At 66.9% G+C, this 17,772-nt stretch carries 4 protein-coding genes; 3 read left to right on the top strand and 1 reads right to left on the bottom strand.

The window, feature by feature from the left end:
• The first annotated feature begins 51 nt into the window (after positions 1–51).
• Positions 52–7,698 (top strand): SDR family NAD(P)-dependent oxidoreductase, encoded by a 7,647-nt coding sequence (locus tag L1O02_RS15840; RefSeq protein WP_235758242.1) that lies wholly within the window; start codon positions 52–54, stop codon positions 7,696–7,698.
• Positions 7,699–7,735: 37 nt separating this feature from the next.
• On the opposite strand, the gene L1O02_RS15835 is transcribed toward L1O02_RS15840, so the two are convergent.
• Positions 7,736–8,602, bottom strand: a complete 867-nt coding sequence (locus L1O02_RS15835) for a class I SAM-dependent methyltransferase (RefSeq protein ID WP_108543691.1) — start codon at positions 8,600–8,602, stop codon at positions 7,736–7,738.
• Between the two features lie 164 nt (positions 8,603–8,766).
• On the opposite strand from L1O02_RS15835, the gene fabD reads away from it, so the two are divergent.
• Complete coding sequence (fabD, locus tag L1O02_RS15830) at positions 8,767–10,743, top strand: ACP S-malonyltransferase (RefSeq protein ID WP_129406090.1); 1,977 nt, start codon at positions 8,767–8,769, stop codon at positions 10,741–10,743.
• 26 nt (positions 10,744–10,769) lie between these two features.
• Positions 10,770–17,744: a beta-ketoacyl synthase N-terminal-like domain-containing protein gene (locus tag L1O02_RS15825; RefSeq protein WP_235758240.1), complete on the top strand. Its 6,975-nt coding sequence runs from the start codon at positions 10,770–10,772 to the stop codon at positions 17,742–17,744.
• Positions 17,745–17,772: the final 28 nt, after the last annotated feature.

The following is a 17,772-nucleotide window of genomic DNA, read 5'->3' as shown; positions in this document are numbered from 1 at the left end:
CCGGCGGGACACGCCGCCGGGTAAACCAGGACGGTAAGGACATTCAGAACAATGGATATCACCCCAGCGAAGGCTACACAGGACATCCGCCTGCCCAATCAGCGGCCGGCCCAGCGAGCATCGGCTACGTCGGCGCCACGACCGCGGCGACAGATCGGTGACGGACCCCGGGACGCGGCGCCCGCACAGACGCCGCGAGTAGCGATTGTCGGCTTTTCCGGGCGCTTTCCCGGCGCCGACAATGCCGAGCAATTCTGGCAGTTGCTGATGGAGGAGCGTTGCGCCATCAGCGAATTGCCGTACTGGCACCTGCCGGGCATCGCCGAGCGCGCGCACCTGCGCGAAACCTTCAGTTGCCCCGGCGGTTTCATCAACGATCCCAGCGCTTTCGATGCCGACTTCTTCAAGATTTCCGCCCGTGAAGCCGAGGCCATGGACCCCCAGCACCGGCTGGTGCTGGAGCAGACCTGGGCCGCGTTCGAAGACGCCGGCCTCTGCCCGCACGCCTTGCGCGGCAGCAACACCGGGGTGTTCATCGGTGTGTCGTCCGCCGACTACAACGGGCTGCTGGCCCGTGCCGAGGCCGGCACCCATGACGCCACGGGCAACGCCCATTCGATCATCGCCAACCGCATTTCCTTCCTGTTCGATTTCCATGGCCCCAGCGCCCCCATCGATACCGCCTGCTCCAGTTCGCTGGTGGCGATACACCGGGCGGCGCAGGCGATCCTCAACGGCGACTGCAGCCTGGCGGTCGCCGGCGGGGTCAACCTGTGCTTCGAGCCCATGGTGTTCATTGGCGCGCTCAAGGCCGGCATGCTCAGCCCCACGGGGCGCTGCAAGGCCTTCGCCGCCGACGCCGACGGCTATGTCCGGGGCGAAGGCGTCGGGATCCTGATCCTCAAGGATTATCAGCAGGCCCTGGCCGACGGCGACGCCATTGTCGCGACCATCATCGGCTCGGCGGAAAACCATGGCGGCCATGCCAACTCGCTGACCGCCCCCAACCCCAGGGCCCAGGCCGAGCTGATCAAGCAGGCTTGCCGCGGCATCGATATCAGCAGCATCGGCTACATCGAAGTCCACGGCACCGGCACGCGCCTGGGCGATCCGATCGAAATCAGCGGGCTCAAGCAGGCGTTCGCCGAGCTGGGGGCCGCGCCTGAGCAGCGCTGTTACCTGGGCTCGGTGAAAACCAATATCGGCCACCTGGAATCGGCGGCCGGCGTCGCGGGGGTGATCAAGACCCTGCTGGCCCTCAAGCAGGGGTACCTGCCCAAGAGCCTGCACAGCGAGCAGCTCAATCCCTATATCGATCTGAGCGCCAGCCCCTTCGAGGTGTTGCAGACCGGGCGGGAATGGCCGCCAGCGACCGACCAGCGCGGGCAGCCGCTGCCACGCCGGGCCGGGGTCAGCTCGTTCGGTTTTGGCGGGGCCAATGCCCACGTGGTGCTGGAGGCGGTGCCGGCGCCGACCACGGGGGTGGAGCCGGGCGTGGCGGCAACCGCATTCGTGCTGTCCGCCAGAACCGCCGAAGCCCTGCAGGCGCGGGTCCAACAGTTGATCGAGCTGATGCAGCGCCAGCCGCAACTGCCCCTGGCCGAGCTGGCCGCCAGCCTGCAGCTGGGCCGCGAGGCGATGGAGTATCGGCTGGCGATCATCGCCCACAGCCGCGACAGCCTGTTGAGCCAGCTGCGGGCCAGCGGCCCGGGCGAGGGCGCCAGCCCCGTCGGCCAGATCGCACCGCAGCAAGTGCTTGACGCCCTGCAACGCCAGGACCTGGTCACCTTGCTGAAGCTCTGGCAGCAGGGCGCGAGCGTGGACTGGCGGTCGCTCTATTCGCAGCCGCTGCCACGGCGCCTCTCGCTGCCGACGTACCCGTTCAGCCGCGAGCACTACTGGATCAGTGCATCTGCAGCACTGCAGCACAGGGGGCCGGCGGCCTTGCATCCGTTGCTGCAGCGCAACACCTCGGACCTTTCGGGGCAGCGCTTCAGCAGCCGGTTCAGCGGCAACGAATGGTTTTTCAGCGAACACCGGGTCAACGGCCTGAGGGTCCTGCCGGGGGTGGCGTACCTGGAAATGGCCAGGGCGGCGGTTGAGCAGTCACTGGCCGCCGAGGGCGCGCTGGTGAGCCTGAAAAACATCGCCTGGCGCCAGCCCATGGGGCATGCCGGCGCCGACCTGGACATCGATATCGAGCTGACCGAGCAGGATAACGGCGAAATCCGCTTCGAGATTCGGGGCGCCACGGCCGACGGCCCGAGCTATTGCACCGGTGTCGCCCTGGTTGGCAGCGCCGAGAACCTGACGCCGCTGGACCTTCATGCCATCGAAGCCGCCACCCAGGAGCAGCGGATCGCGCCGGAGCAGTGCTACACGCACTTTGAGCAGATGGGACTGGCCTATGGCGAGGCCTTTCGCCGGCTCGGCAGCTTGCAGGCGGGCAATGGCCAGGTCCTGGCCCGGTTGCAGTGGCAAGCGGCCAGGGATCCGTGCCGCATGCCTCCCGGCCTGCTCGACAGCGCCTTGCAGGCGGCACTGGGGCTGGCGTTGCTGGAGCCGGATCAAGCGCACTCCGCACACCAGCCGCTGGTCCCCTTTGCACTGGACAGGATGATCCTTGGCGACCTGCAACTGCTGGAGCAGCCCTGCCGGGCCTGGGTGCGCTACAGCGCCAGTCATCAGCCGGGGCGCATCAGCAAGCTCGACCTGGACATCTGCGATGAACAGGGCCGCGTCGCGTTGCGCCTGCAAGGTTTCTCGTCACGGACACTGGAACCGGCCAGCGTGCCCCAACTGGTGATGACGCCGCTGTGGCGCGACAAGGCCCTGGCCAATCCCACCCAACATCACCTGGCTCGGCAACTGGTGGTGCTGGCCGCCGCCCCCTCCCTTGACCTTGTGCCATTGGCCGAGCAATGCCAGGCCCTGGCGGGCACGGACCGGCAGGTCCGCATCGAGTGCTTGCCGGCGGTCGCGCAGGACCCCGCGCAGGCGCTGCCGGTCCTGGCCGGGTGGCTGCTGGAGCGCTTGCGCGCCGGCCCGGCGGACACCCTGGTGCAACTGGTGCTGGTCGACCCTGAGCAGGCCACCGCGAGCCACACCGCGCTGCTGGCGTTGTTGAGAACGGCGAAGAACGAAGGCCTGATCGCCGCCGCCCAGGTCATCGAGCTGCAGGGCAGCCTCAGCCCGCAGTGGCTGGTGGACAACGCCGGGGAGGACGATGAGCGGATTCGCTACCGCAACGGCCAACGTCAGGTGGCGTCCTGGCAACAGGCCTCGCCGGCCCGGGGAACCGCCCCGGCATGGCGTGCTGGCGGGGTTTACCTGGTGACCGGCGGCACCGGTGGCCTGGGATTGTTGCTGGCCGAGCATATGGCGCAGCAAGGCCTGGGCATCAGCTTGATCCTGGCCAGCCGTTCGGCCGGACAATTGTCGGCCGAGGCCGCCGGACGAATCGCCGCAATCGAGGCCTTGGGCAGCAACGTGCGCCTGGAGACCCTGGACGTCGCCGACCCCGCCGCGGTCGAAGCCTTGATTGCTCGGTGCGAGCAGGCATCGGGCGGCCTCAACGGGATTTTCCATTGCGCCGGTATTACCCGCGACAGCCTGCTGCAGAACAAGAGCGCGGCCGATCTGGCGGCGGTGTTGGCGCCCAAGGTGGCGGGGGTGCTGAACCTGGACCGCTCCAGCAGCCATCTGCCGCTGGATTGTTTCGTGCTGTTTTCATCGGTGAGCGCGCTGATCGGCAATCCGGGGCAGGGCGACTATGCCCTGGCCAACGCGTTCATGGACGAGTGGACCGGCTGGCGCAACGCTCAGGTACAGGCCGGCCGCCGCCAGGGCCGCACGCTGGCGATCAACTGGCCGCTGTGGCGCAACGGCGGCCTGCAGATCGACGGGCAACGCGAACAACTGATGATCCAGCAGACCGGCATCCAGCCCTTGAGTGACCGTGGCGGCCTGGACCTGCTGCAGCGGGTGCTGGCCGACACCAGCGGCGCCGAACGCTGGATGGTGCTGGAGGGGGATATCGCCCGGATCAGGCACTTCATTGCCGAGCGCTGGCACGAGCCGCAAGCGCTCCTGTTCGATGAGCCCGCCGCCGCAGCCGTGGCCCCTGTGCCAGCACCAGCACCAGCGGCGGCGCAGGCCATGCCGGATGAGCTGGAGGCGCTGGCGGTGTGCTATTTCAAGCAACTGCTGTGCAACACCCTCAAGCGGCCCCTGGAGAAGATCGACCGCGACGCGTCGTTCGAACGCTACGGGGCCGACTCGATCATGCTGGCCGAGCTGACCAGCCAACTGGAGCGCACCTTCGGCTCCCTGCCCAGCAGCCTGCTGTACGAGTACCAGACGGTGGGCGAGCTGAGCGCCTACTTCAGCCGCCAGCACCCGCAGGCCCTGCGCCAGTTGCTGGTGCCCGAGCGGGCCACGCCCCGCACGCCCGAGGACGCCAGCCTGGCGTCGCGTCATGCACCAACCCCAACCCCAACCCCAACCCCAACCCCAACCCCGGCAGTGCAGCGGCAGCGCAGCCGCCAGCAACGCCAGGCGCCGTCGGCGGCCAACCACCGCGACCTGGCGATCATCGGCATCAGCGGGCGTTTTCCGGGGGCTGAAAACCTGGAAGTGTTCTGGCGCAAGCTGGCCGCGGGTGAGGACCTGATCGGCGAGGTGCCGGCCTCGCGCTGGGATCACCAGGCGTACTTCGACCCGTCCCGCGAGCGCTTGGACAAGACCTACTGCAAGTGGGGCGGCTTTCTCGACGGGGTCGAGGATTTCGATCCGCTGTTTTTCAACCTCTCGCCGCGAGAGGCCCCGATCATCAACCCCAATGACCGGCTGTTCCTGGAAACCTGCTGGAACCTGCTGGAAAGCGCCGGGATCACCCGGCAGCAGGTCAAGCAGCGCTATCAGCAGCAGGTCGGGGTGTTTGTCGGGGTGATGTACCAGCAATACCAGGCATTCGAGGCCGATCTGGTGCGCGAATCCCTGGTCTCGGTGACGTCCTACAGCGCCATTGCCAACCGGGTGTCCTATTTCTTCGACTTTCAAGGGCCGAGCCTGGCGATCGATACCATGTGCTCATCGTCGATCTCGGCGATCCATGCCGCCGGCGAGGCGCTGCGCAATGGCGACTGCCGGCTGGCGATCGCCGGCGGCGTCAACCTGACCCTGCACCCGAAAAAGTACATTGGCCTGAGCGTTGGCCAGGTCCTGGGCAGTCATGCCGGCAGCCGCAGCTTCGCCGACGGCGACGGCTATCTGCCGGCCGAAGGCGTGGGCGCGGTCCTGCTCAAGACCCGGGCCGACGCCGAGCGCGATGGCGACCCGATTCTGGCGCTCATCAAGTCCACCGCGACCAACCATGGTGGCCATACCCATGGTTTTTCGGTGCCCAGCGCCAAGGTCCAGGCTGCGCTGATCGCCAGCAACTTCGAGCGCGCCGGGATCGACCCGCGCACCGTCAGTTATGTCGAGTCGGCGGCCAATGGCTCGGCCATGGGCGACGCGATCGAGCTGAGTGCGCTGAACCGGGTGTTCAGCGAGGCGGGGGTCGCGCCCCACAGCTGCGCCATGGGTTCGGTCAAGTCCAACATCGGCCATGCCGAAGCCGCCTCGGGCATGTCGGCGCTGAGCAAGCTGGTGCTGCAGCTGCAGCACCGGCAGTGGGTGCCGTCGCTGCTGCTGGGCCCTCTGAACCCCAAGCTGGACTTTGCACAGTCGCCGTTCGTGCTGCAACGCACGCTGGCCGACTGGCCGCAGCCGGAGCTGGACATCGATGGCGTGCGGCAACGCGTGCCGCGCCGGGCCTCCCTCAGCGCATTTGGCGCCGGGGGCTCCAATGCCCACCTGATCATCGAGGAATACCCGAGCCCGCCCGAGCCGCCAGCCCAGGAGGAGGGCGCTGTGCATATCGTGCCGCTGTCGGCCGTCAGCAGTGCTTCGTTGCAGCAGGCCCTGGTCCGCCTGGCGGAGCACCTGGACGGGCATCCCCAGGTCCGGCTCAAGGACCTGGCCCATACCCTGCAAAGCGGACGTGAAGCGATGCCGCTGCGCCTGGCGTTGCGTGTCGGCAGTTGCGCCGAATTGCGCAAGCTGCTGGCCGAGATCCTGGGGACGCTGGAGCCGGGGCAACCCATGACCGCCCTGTCCGCAACCGATTGGCCCCTGGCCTATGGCGATGTCGAGGCGGTGCCGGCGGCGCTGGCCAGCTTGTTGTGCGGCCCGGGGGGCGAGGCCCTGGGCGAGGGGCTGATCGTCGCCCAAGACCTGCAACAGCTGGCGCTGTTCTGGACCCAGGGCGGCGAGGTGCCGTGGCACAGGCTCGCGCAGAACAGCGGGGCACGCCTGATCGCGCTGCCCACCTATGCCTTTGACAGAAAGCGCTACTGGCTGGAGCCACCCGGCGCGCCCGAGGCCCAGCAGGATGCGCTGCCCGAGGCCGATACCCCCTTGCACGTTACGGGAGCCCCCTCCGAGACCGCCGCCGAACAGGGCCGGCGCCTGCTCGCCGAGCTGTTGGGGATGCAACCCAAGGAGCTGTCACCGGGCAAGCCCCTCAGCGCCTACGGTGCCGATTCCATCGTGATGCTGCAGTGGGCCATGCAGGTGCAGACCCGGATTGATCCGCGGGTGGCCCTGGCCGACCTCCAGCAGTGCTCGACCCTGGGCGAGGCCCTGCAATTGCTCGGCCGGCACGCCACGCCGGCCAGCGCCCCAGACCCGGCGCTGCCTGCGCAGATCCTCGATCTGTTGAGCGGTTCGAGCTCACGCTTTCCGGAGCTGCAACGGCTCAATGCGGCGCCTGGGGGGCGGCCGGTGTTCTGGTTCCATGGCGCCCTGGGGGGCTGTGAAATCTACCAGGGCCTGGCCCAGCATGTTCAGCGCCCGTTCTACGGCCTCCAGGCCAGGGGCTGGATGACCGACCGCGCGCCGTTGCAGGGGATCCAGGCGATGGCGGCCTATTACGTTCAGGTCATCCAGTCGGTCCAGCAGCAGGGGCCCTATGACCTGGGCGGGTACTCCCTGGGGGGCATGCTGGCTTATGAAGTGACCCGCCAGTTGCAGGAGCTGGGGGATACCGTCAGCAGCCTGGTGATGCTCGACTCGCCGGACGTGACCGGTGAGCGTACCGCGCGCCTGGCCGACAAGACCCGGTTGCTGCAGACGGTCAACATGTCCTTGCAGATGACCATCGGCCAGACCCCCGAGCGCTTCGCCGAGGTGTTGATCCACCGTGACGCGATCGACCTGTCGCTGCCGCCGGCAGACTATCTGCAGCAATTGACCACGCTGGCCCGCCAGCGCGGCCTGAAGGCCAGCGACGAGCGCTTGCAGCAGCTGATGGCGCAAGTCACCCGGCTGCAGCAGGCGTATCAGGTCGAGCACTATCGGATCGAGCCCCTGCCCAGGGCATCGGAAGTGGCCTGTTACTACTTCCGCAACGCCAGTGGCTTGTGGATGGGCGAACTGGAGCCGTTTTTCTCCACCGACAGCCAGGAGTTCGCCGCCTTCAACCACGCCGACTATTGGCAGACGTGGCAGCGGCAACTGCCGAACTTCGAAATGATCGAGGTGGCTTCGGCCAACCACATGACGTTGCTGACCCAGCCGGACGTGTTCAGGGTGATCGCTCGGTTCTGCGCGGCCCTGTATGCCGAGAAGCGGGTGGAGAATGCCGTTGGATAGGGCCGCGAGCGATCTCTCCACCCTTGGGGTGAAGGGCTCAGGCGGCTTTTTTCAAACGCCAGAGTTTGTACGCCAGATGGCCATTGCGGTAGGCCTTGACCCCGCTGTCGTCGAAGAAGTGCAGCATGGTGTCGAAGGCGTGCCAGACCTCGGGCGGCAGCGGTTCACTCTGCTGTTTCTTCTCGGCCACCAGTTGCTTGAGCAGGTGCTTGAGATGGCCCTGGTCGCTTTCGAAGGCCCTGATCACGCCATCGGAAATGTCGGCATGTTCCTCCACCTTGAAGCCGGCGTGTTCAATCATTGCCTGGTGCTGCTCCAGCACGTTGCTGAAGAAGTCGACACCAATGCTGTCGCGCTCGGACAGGGCGCTGGTGTTGTCGCCCTTCATGGTGTCGGCGTAGAAAAACCGGCCGTCCTGCTTCAACACACGGCGCACCTCTTCACCAAAGGTGTTGAGGTCGGGGTAGCAGTGGGACGACTCGATGTTGATGACCGCGTCGAACTGGTTATCGGCAAAGGGCAGTGCCATGGCGTCGCCATCGACGAAGGTCAGCCCGTGCAGTGGATGCACCCGCTGGCACAGCTCGATGTGCGCCGGGCAGAAGTCCAGCCCGGTCACGGACGCCGCGCCGGTATAGCGGATGAGGTAGGCGCAATTGCCGCCGCGTCCGGAGCCGATCTCCAGAACCTTCTTGCCCCTCAGGTCGCTATCGCCCAGCAAGGTGCGAATCAGGTTCGCCGAGCACTTCTGCTCAAGGTCTTCGTCGTTGATCCAGTCGAAGTCGCTGTCTTGGCCCAGGTAGCCGTAGTTGAGGAAGGTCAGGCGCTTGTCGGGAAACATCCGGGTCATCATGTCGTACCACTGACTGATCGGCGATACGGTTTCGGTTCCTGCTGTCGTCATGTCTACCTCCGTGTCAAAAATAACTGCAGATGTGGCCGCCCGAGGAGCATAGCGGGCGCGGGCGAAGGCCCCCGAAGATTTTTTTTGTCGACGTCGCAGGCCGTTTCAGATCGGCTCCTATACTGCGAGCCGTCACGTCAGCCATCCATTTCAGGACGAAATTTATGCCGTATCTTTTTCAGGGACAGACGTCTTGCGTGGTGTTCATGTTTCCCGGCCAGGGCTGCCAGTTCTATCAAATGGGCCGCGAGCTCTATCAGAACAATTCGCGCTTCCACCACTGGATGAACGAGCTCGACAGCCTGGTTCACGCCGAGCTGGGGCAATCGCTGATCGCCGGGATCTATCACGACAACAATCCGCGTTCGAAGGTGTTCGATGATGTGCGCCTGAGCCACCCGGCGATCTTCATGATCGAATACGCCCTGGGCAAGACCCTGATCGAGCACGGGATCACCCCGGACTATCTGCTGGGCGCCAGCCTCGGCGAACTGGCCGCCGCGGCGCTGGCCGGGGTCGTGTCGCTGCCTGAGGCGATCCGCCTGGCGGTACGCCAGGGGCAATTGTTCCACCAGCAGCAGGCCCCCTCGGGGGAGGGCGCGATGCTGGCGATCCTGGCCGCGCAATCGCTGTATCAGCAACTGCCGGCGCTGCACCAGCACTGTGATATCGCCGCCTACAATGCGCCGTCGCTGATGGTGGTGGCCGGCCCGTCCAGCGCCATTGCCGAGGCCGAGCGCCAGCTCAGTGCGCAGGATGTGGTGTTCCAGCGCCTGCCGGTCAATCAGGCCTTTCATTCGCGGCATATCGAGTTTCTCAAGCCCCAGGTCGAGGCGCTGCTCGGCCAGACCCGCTTCAACCCGGCACAGATCCCGGTGATCTCCTGCCTGGACACCCCGGACATGCACCGCTTCGACAGCGACCACTACTGGCAGAGCATCCGCCAGCCGATCCGTTTCTCCCAGACCCTGGCGCGGATCGAGGCCGAGGCCGCCGAGCGCGGCGAGGCGATGATCTACCTCGACCTCGGCCCCAGCGGCACGTTGGCCAACCTGATCAAACAGAATATTCGCGATCGGGCCTTGCCGACGATTGTCTCGGTGCTGAGCCCGTTCGGCCGCGACCTGGAGAAATTCGACGAGGTGCTGACCCTCGGCCGAGCCTTGCAGCCCTTGCCGGCCAACCCTGTGCCACAGGCCGTGCCCGCCGCAGCGGCGGTGCCAGCGGTTGAGGTGCCGACGCCGCGGCTGGTCCAGCGTCCCGCCACGCCAGCACCGGCCGGGCCGAAACGGGTGTATGTGTTTCCGGGCCAGGGCTCGCAGCGGCTGGGCATGGGCGCCGAGCTGTTCGAGCAGTTCCCCGAGCACGTGGCGCAAGCCGACGCCATTCTGGGGTACTCCCTCAAGACCCTGTGCCTGGAGGACCCCGACCAGCAGTTGTCCAACACCCGCTTCACCCAACCGGCGCTCTACACCGTCGGTGCCCTGGCGTTTCTCGCCAAGCAGCAGGCGGATCCGCGTAAAGCCGACTTTCTCGCCGGCCACAGCCTGGGGGAATATTGCGCGCTGTTTGCCGCGGGGGCGTTCTCCTTCGAAACCGGATTGAAACTGGTGAAGAAGCGCGGCGAACTGATGGCCCTCGCCACCGGCGGCAGCATGGCCGCGGTGATTGGCCGCAGCCCCGATGAGGTCCATTCGCTGCTGGCGCAGCACGGGCTCGATGCACTGGACGTTGCCAACTACAACTCGCCATCCCAGGTGGTGCTCGCCGGACCGGTGGAGGCGCTCAGCGAAGCCAGGGAAATCTTCCAGGCGCTGGACATCACCTTCGTGGTGCTGCCGGTCAGCGCGCCTTTCCATTCGCGCTACATGCAAGGTGCGATGCAGGCCTTTGGCGACTACCTCGCGATGTTCGACTATGCGCCGCTGCACACCCCGGTGATCGCCAACATCAACGCCGCGCCTTATCGGGACCAGGCGCTGGTGGAGACCCTGACCCAACAAATCTGCGGCTCGGTGCGCTGGCTCGATACCGTGCAGTACCTGATGCGCCAGGGCCGGTTCGAGTTCGAGGAGCTCGGACCGGGTGAGGTGCTGACCAAACTGGTCAAGAGCGTGCAAAGCACCGCGGCCTTTTCGTGACGGCACACGCCACTGGAGGCCCTGTCATGGAAAAGCCCCTGCACCCCAGCTTCACCGATCAGCTGTTTTTCATCGCCACGGTGCTGAGCCTGGAAAGCCGGCAACTGATCTCGCGCCGAGGCATCAACCGACCGTTCGGCTTTGCGCCTTTTGTCGCCGCCGCCTCGATCAACGACGGCCCGTTGCGGGTGGCCTTTGATGGCCTGAAGGCGTTTGGCTGGCTGAGCCAGCCCGCCGAGGACGAGTATTTCTTCAGCGGCCGGGCATCGGCCATCGGCACCCTGCCCATGGAAGTGGCCGAGCTGTTTTCCCGGTTGGCGCCGCAGCAGCTACCGCGCACCGAGGACATGCCCGGCCTGTGGCGTTGCCTGGAGTGCGCGGCGCTGGATTGGAACCTGCACTGTCCGGCCTTTGTTCAGGGCCTGAACCAGTTGCTGGCCCTGGTGCTGCTGCACCGGCTGCAACTCAACGGCGGGTTGGACCTCGGCACGGGCCGGGTCGACCCGCGCCGCATCGACGTTCAGCAGAGCGACGCCGAAGGTAGCCGGCGGCTGAGTGATTTCCTGCGCAGCCAGCAGTGGGTGCGTCGGGAAGAACGGCACCTGGTGCTCAACCCCGAACGGCGGGCGCTGCTGGCCGAGCGGTTGAGCGCGCCGTTCCTGGAGTATTACGCCAGCTTGCCCGCCATCCTCGACGACCTGCTGTTCAGCCAGGGCCAGCCGTGGACCGAGGTGCTGCACTGGCTTGAGGGGGCAGGGGCGTCGCTGCTCTGGCCGGGGGATCGGCCGGCGCTGGAACAGTTGCTGGGCAAGGTCTTCGATGCCCAGCCGCTGTCGGCACAGCCGGACTGGATCGTCCAGCTCGGCGACCAGGACGGCACTTGCTTGAACGAACTACGCCAGTGGCTGCGCCAACACACGGCCCGGGGCCGGGCGCTGGACAGCTACCCCCTGCAATGGCTGACGCTTGAGCACGCCGTGCCCGGCGATCCGTCGGCGCTGCGCCAGCGGCTGCGGGATGCGGGTGTAGGGGCCGATGCGCGCATCCTGTGGCTGGGCATTGGCCAGCTCAACCGCCGAGCGCCGCAACCGAGCTCGCCGCCAGCAACGGCCCAGGCCCCGTCGCGCTTTTACCTGGGGGCCGACGGCCAGCCGCTGACAGGCGCCCAGGTGCTTGGCAGCCTCGATGCTTCGGCCCACGCACTGGCGAGCCTGATCGGCGATCAACCGATCCTGCTCAGCGAGCGGCACTGGCGCCCGAACGGGCCCCGGGCCGATCACTTTGCCCGTGACTACCCGGTGGAGGCGGCGCAGTACCTGATGGCGCTGGCAGGCGCCGGGTTGTTTGCCGACCCGGGGAGCTTGCACCCGCGGCCCCTGGACGGCATCGACTGCGAGGCCAGCAGTGGCTGCTACCGGGCCCGTGATTACCGTGTGCGCCCGGTGACGCTGGCGGACATGCCGGCACTGCTGGCGCTGGAGCAGGCCTGCTGGCCCGAAGGCGGGCGGGTGGACGCGGCCATCCTGCGCCGCCGCTTGAGCCAGGACCCCGCCGGGCAACTGGCGCTGGAGTTCCAGGGGGCGTTGGTCGGGGTGATCTACTCCCAGCGCATCGCCCGCATCGAGGAGCTGTTCGCGGTGAACTTCGCCACGGTCGACCAGCTGTTTCACGGCCAGGGCAGTACCGTGCAGATCCAGAGCCTGAACATCCTGCCGGAACATCAATACAGCGGCTATGGCGATCAGTTGCTGGAGTTCATGCTGCAATACTGCACCCTGCGCAACGGTGTCGACACGGTGGTCGGCGTCACCCGTTGCAAGGACTATCCCAAGCACCGGCACCTGGCCCAGGCGGACTACCTCCATGGCCGTGACGAGCGCGGCGTGCTGCTGGACCCGGTGTTGCGCTTCCACGAGTTGCACGGTGCACGCATCGAGCGCCTGGTGCCCGGTTATCGTCCCGCCGATGCCGACAACCACGGGCACGGGGTCCTGGTGCGCTATGACCTGGCCAGCCGCCAGCGTCAGGAACTGACGCCGCCCCCGACCCTGGCTGCCACACCGACGCTGGCCATCGACGAAGCGGTTCGCCAGGGCGTCAATCGTTGCCTGGGCCTGGCCCTGGACAGCCGGGTTTCGCCACGCCACAGCCTGATGGAGCTGGGGCTGGATTCCGCCGATCTGCTGGCGCTCAGTGAACAACTGGCCATGAGCTTGGGTCTGGCCCTGGAGCCGAGCTTCTTCTTTCGCTACAACCACTTCGAAAAGATCGTCGCCGCGCTGCAGGAACGCCTCGCAACGCCCCAGGGGGCGGCCCCCATCGCGGTCCAGGCGACCCCGGCGGCCACGTCTGAGCCGACGCCTGCCAGCGCGGAGCATGCATTGGCGGTGATCGGCATCAGCGGGGCCTTTCCCGGTGGCGACCTGGAGGGGTTCTGGGCCGCCATTGGCGACGGCGTCAGCCAGCTGCGGCCGATACCGCCCGAACGCGCGATGGACGGGCCGCCGGGCGGCTATCTCGATGGCATCGAGTATTTCGATCACGGCTTCTTTGGCCTTTCGCCGGCGGAAGCGGCGCTGATGGACCCACAGCAACGGTTGCTGTTGCAGCACGCCTGGTGGGCACTCGAAGATGCCGCGATCAGCGCCCCGGAGTTTGCCCGTCATCCTACGGGGGTGTTTATCGCCGCCGCGCCGAGCGAGTACCGCGACCTCGTCGAGGCGCCCCAGGCCAGCCCGTTTCGACTGACCTCGTCGGCGCCGTGCATGTACGCCAACCGGATTTCCTGGTTCCTCGATCTGCGCGGTCCCAGCGAATACTGCAACAGCGCTTGCTCATCGACGCTGGTGGCGCTGCATCGGGCCATGCAGGCAATCAGGGCCGGCGAGTGCCGGCAGGCACTGGTTGGCGCGGTCAACCTGCTGCTGTCGCCTGCTGAAACCGCCGGCTACCGGCAAATGGGCTTGCTCAGTGAACAGGCACAGACCCGGTCGTTCCAGGCCGGGGCCGACGGCTATGTGCGTTCCGAAGGGGTGGGCGTGCTGTTGCTCAAGCCCCTGGCCGATGCCCTGCGCGACGGTGATCGGATTCACCTGAAGATCATCGGCAGTGGCGTGGGCCATGGCGGACGCGGGCTTTCGTTGACCGCGCCGGATCACCACGGCATGCAGGCGGCGATGGTCGCCGCCTACCGCGCCGCTGGAGTGGCGCCACACACCGTCAGCCATGTGGAAGCCCATGGCACCGGGTCGACGATGGGCGATGCCATTGAAGTCGACGCGATCCAGGCCGCGCGCCGCCTGTTGAGCGGCGACGCGCCAGCCGGTGCGCCCTGGAACATCAGCAGCCTGAAACCACTGATCGGGCACTGTGAACTGGCGTCCGGCATGGCGGCGTTGTTCAAGGTGATCGATGCCATGAAACGCCAGCATCTGCCGGGCATCCCCGGCTATCGGCAGCTCAGCCCGACCATCAGCGTCGATCCGCAGCTACTGGCGTTCGAGCCTGAAAACCGCCCCTGGCCGGCGCTTCGGGATGCACAAGGTGAACCCTTGCCGCGTCGGGCGAGCATCAACAGTTATGGCTTCGGCGGCGTCAATGCCCACCTGGTGGTGGAGGAGTTTGTCGCTCGTCCCCGGGAGGCTGTGGCGGCTGTCGGGCCGCAACTGATCCTGCTGTCGGCGCTGGATGGGCAACGGCTGCGGGCGCAGGCGAGGCGCCTGAGCCAGGCGATCGACCAGCGTCCAGAGCTGTCGCTGGCCGACATCGCCCATACCTTGCAAGTGGGGCGCACGGCCCTTCAGTGCCGCTGGGCCTGCGTGGTGGACAGCAGGGCCTGCCTGCAACAACGGCTCGATGAACTGGCCCTGGGCGTGGGGGACGAGCTGTTGCCGGTGGCGGAGCCGGTGCCAGAGGACGCTGCCGCGGTGGCCCGGGCCCTGGCGGACCGCGACTGGCCGACGCTGGCCGATGCCTGGCGCCAAGGTGCGAACCTGGACTGGCGTGCGCTGCGGCGCCTGGATCAACCCCAGCGAGTGAGCCTGCCGGGATACTCCTTCGCGCAGGAACGTCATTGGCTGGCCCCGCGCCAGGCCCAGGCCCAGGCCCTGAAACAGGCCAGCCCGTCGCAGAACAGCCCGCGCCAGGTACTCGCCGAGGTGTTGGGCTGTGATCCGCAGACGCTCGCCGGTTGCGCGTCCCGCAGCCTGGCCAGCCTGGGCCTGAATTCCCTGGGGGCTTTGGGCCTCAAGGCCAGGCTCGAGCAGGAGTTGCACCTGTCGCTCTCCCTGGCGCAGTTGAGCCCTTACTTGAGCCTTGCCGAGGTGGAAGCCAGCCTGTCGGCACTCCCACGGCATGACGAGGCTGCGCAGGGGCCGCTGTTGCAACCGGCCCCCGAGGCTGCCCAAGAGCCTTTTGCACTCAACGACATCCAGCAATCGTTCCTGTCGGGGCGCCAGTTGCTACCCGAGGCGGAACGGGTGGGGTGTCATATCTACCTGGAGTTCGACTGGCCGAACCTGGACCTGTACCGGCTCAATCAGGCGTGGAATCGCCTGGTGCTGCACCACGACGCACTGCGGCTCAGGCTGCTGGAAGATGGCCGTCAACAGGTCACGCCAGGGGCTGGCTATCGCTTCAAGACCCGTGATTTGCGACGCAGCACCGCCGAGGAGCGCGAACGCACCCTGGCCGATCTTCGCGCCGCGATGTCGCTCAAGGTCTACCACGTCGGCCAGGACCGACTCTTTGAGGTCGCGGTGTCGCTGCTGGACCGGCAAGTCAGCCGGGTGCACCTGAGCATCGACGAGCTGATTGTCGATGCCACTTCGCTGGAGGTGCTGCTGCAGCAGTGGCTGATGATCTATCAGGACCCGGCTGCCGGCTTGCCGGACCTGGGGGTGACGTTCCGCGACTATCAGCAGGCGCTGGAAGCGTTCAAGGACTCGCCGCGCTACCGGCGCGACCTGCAGTACTGGCTCGACAAACTGGCGCGGGCCCCTGCGGGCCTGCTGCTGCCCAAGGCATCGCGTCCTGCGGGCCGCGAGCGTCGACGGCTGGCCTGGAGCCTGGAGCGCCACCGCTGGCAGCGACTCAAGGAGCAGGGCGCCGCCTTGCAGGTGTCCGGCACTGCGCTGCTGCTTGGCCTGTTCGGCTTGATCCTGCAGCAGGCCAATGCCGGTCAGGGGTTTTCCCTGATCTGCACCAGCTATGGCCGATTTCCCCTGCACCCGGGGATTGAGCGCCTGGTCGGGCCGTTGATCTCGACGCAGTTCTTTGCCTTTGCCGCTGCGGGGGATGCGAACCTCGCCGACTGGACGCAAGGGGTGCAGCGCCAGTTGCTGGAGGACCTGGACCACGCCAGCGTCGGCGGCGTCGCCGCGCTGCGGGAAGTCCGCCGCCGTGGTGCCCCGGCAGTGCCTTTGTGCAGCGGCGAGGTGGTCTTCACCTCGATGCTCAACAACCCGCTGATCGACAGCGCGCCGAGCTTTGGCGATGCCCAGCACTACTGCGTGACCCAGACGCCGCAGGTCAATCTCGATCACCAGATGCGGGAGCAGGGCGGTGCACTGAACTTCAGCTGGGACGTGGCCATCGACTGCTATCCCGACGGCCTGATCGAGCAGCTGTTTGCCGACTATTGCCGGTTGCTGGTCAGCCTGGCGGACGCAGACGCCGACTGGCGAGGGGTCAGCGCCTGCGGATTGCCAGCTGCGGCGCCTTTTCATCTGACGCCCGCTGCTGCGCCGGCACAGCCCTTCGCCTTGACCGATCAACAGCAGGCCTACGCCTTCAGCCGAGCGCTGCACCGGGGGCAGGGCAGCTCGCATCTCTACCTGGCGGTCAGCATCGAGGCCCTCGATGTTTCGCGGCTGGCCCGGGCCTGGCAACAGTTGGTGGCGCGGCATCCGATGCTGCGCACGCGGATTCTGCCCAATGGCACCCAGCAGACCCTGGAAACAGTGCCCGAGGTGCCACTGGAAACCCTGGAGCAGGGCGTCAGTTGTGCCCGGATCGCCGACGCGATGCTCGGCCGGGTGACGGCGCTGGGCGACTGGCCCCATGCCGAACTCAAGGTCAGCCGGCTGGATGAAGCCCATAGCCTGGTGCACCTGGGGGTGGACCTGCTGCTGGTCGACCTGCCCAGCCGGGACCTGTTGATCCGGCAACTGCTCGCGCTGTACCACGGCCAGTCACTGCCAGCGCTGACCCTGCATTTCGCCGACTACATCGAAGCGCTGGGGCAGTACCAGCGTTCGCCCGCAGCGCGGGACGCCGCGCTTTACTGGCAGGAAAAGTTCCGCCGGCTGCCCCAGGGGCCGCAGGTGCATGAGCGCCAGGACGGCCATGGCCCGTACCTGGAATACGAGTACCTCCTGGACAGTTGGCCAGCGCTGCGCGAGCGCCTGCAGCGAGCCGCCGTCTCGGCCGACGCCTTGCTGATCAGCGCCTATGCCTGGAGCCTGGCAAAACACGGCGCCACGCCAGGCTTTACCCTGGTGGCCCCGGGGTGGACGCGGCCACCGGTGCATCCGCAGATCGATACCCTGGTGGGCGACTTCACCACCTTGAGCTGGATCGATTTCGACAGCGAGCCCCTGACACTCCTGGAGCAGGCCCGACGTTGCGATCGGATCTTCAGCGAAGACCAGCAACGCAGCGGCACCAGCGGCCTGCAGGCGCTGCGCAAGATGGCCACGGACAAGCAGCGACCACGCAAGCTGGATTTTCCGGTGGTGTTTACCCGGCTCAATCCACAGGGAGCGCTGGACCTGCCGGCGGGCGCGAGGCTGGTCAAAGGCGCCAGCCGCACCCATGGCGTGGCGCTGGACAACCTCGGTATCGAGACCCGGGAAACCTTGTTGATCCACTGGGACCTTGCAGCCGACCGACTGGCACCGGAACGGGTGGAGGCGATGTTTGGCGACTATTGCCGGTTACTGGAGAGGCTGGCGGTTGATGAGGGGGTGTGGGCGTGGACAGGCATTGATTCAGGTTCATGAGGCCCAGGCAGAGGGCGTGGCAGGGGGC

The sequence above is a fragment of the Pseudomonas sp. BC42 genome (genome assembly GCF_021560055.1).
In the GTDB taxonomy this organism is placed as follows: Bacteria; Pseudomonadota; Gammaproteobacteria; order Pseudomonadales; family Pseudomonadaceae; genus Aquipseudomonas.
This window is presented reverse-complemented; position numbering and strand designations above follow the sequence as displayed.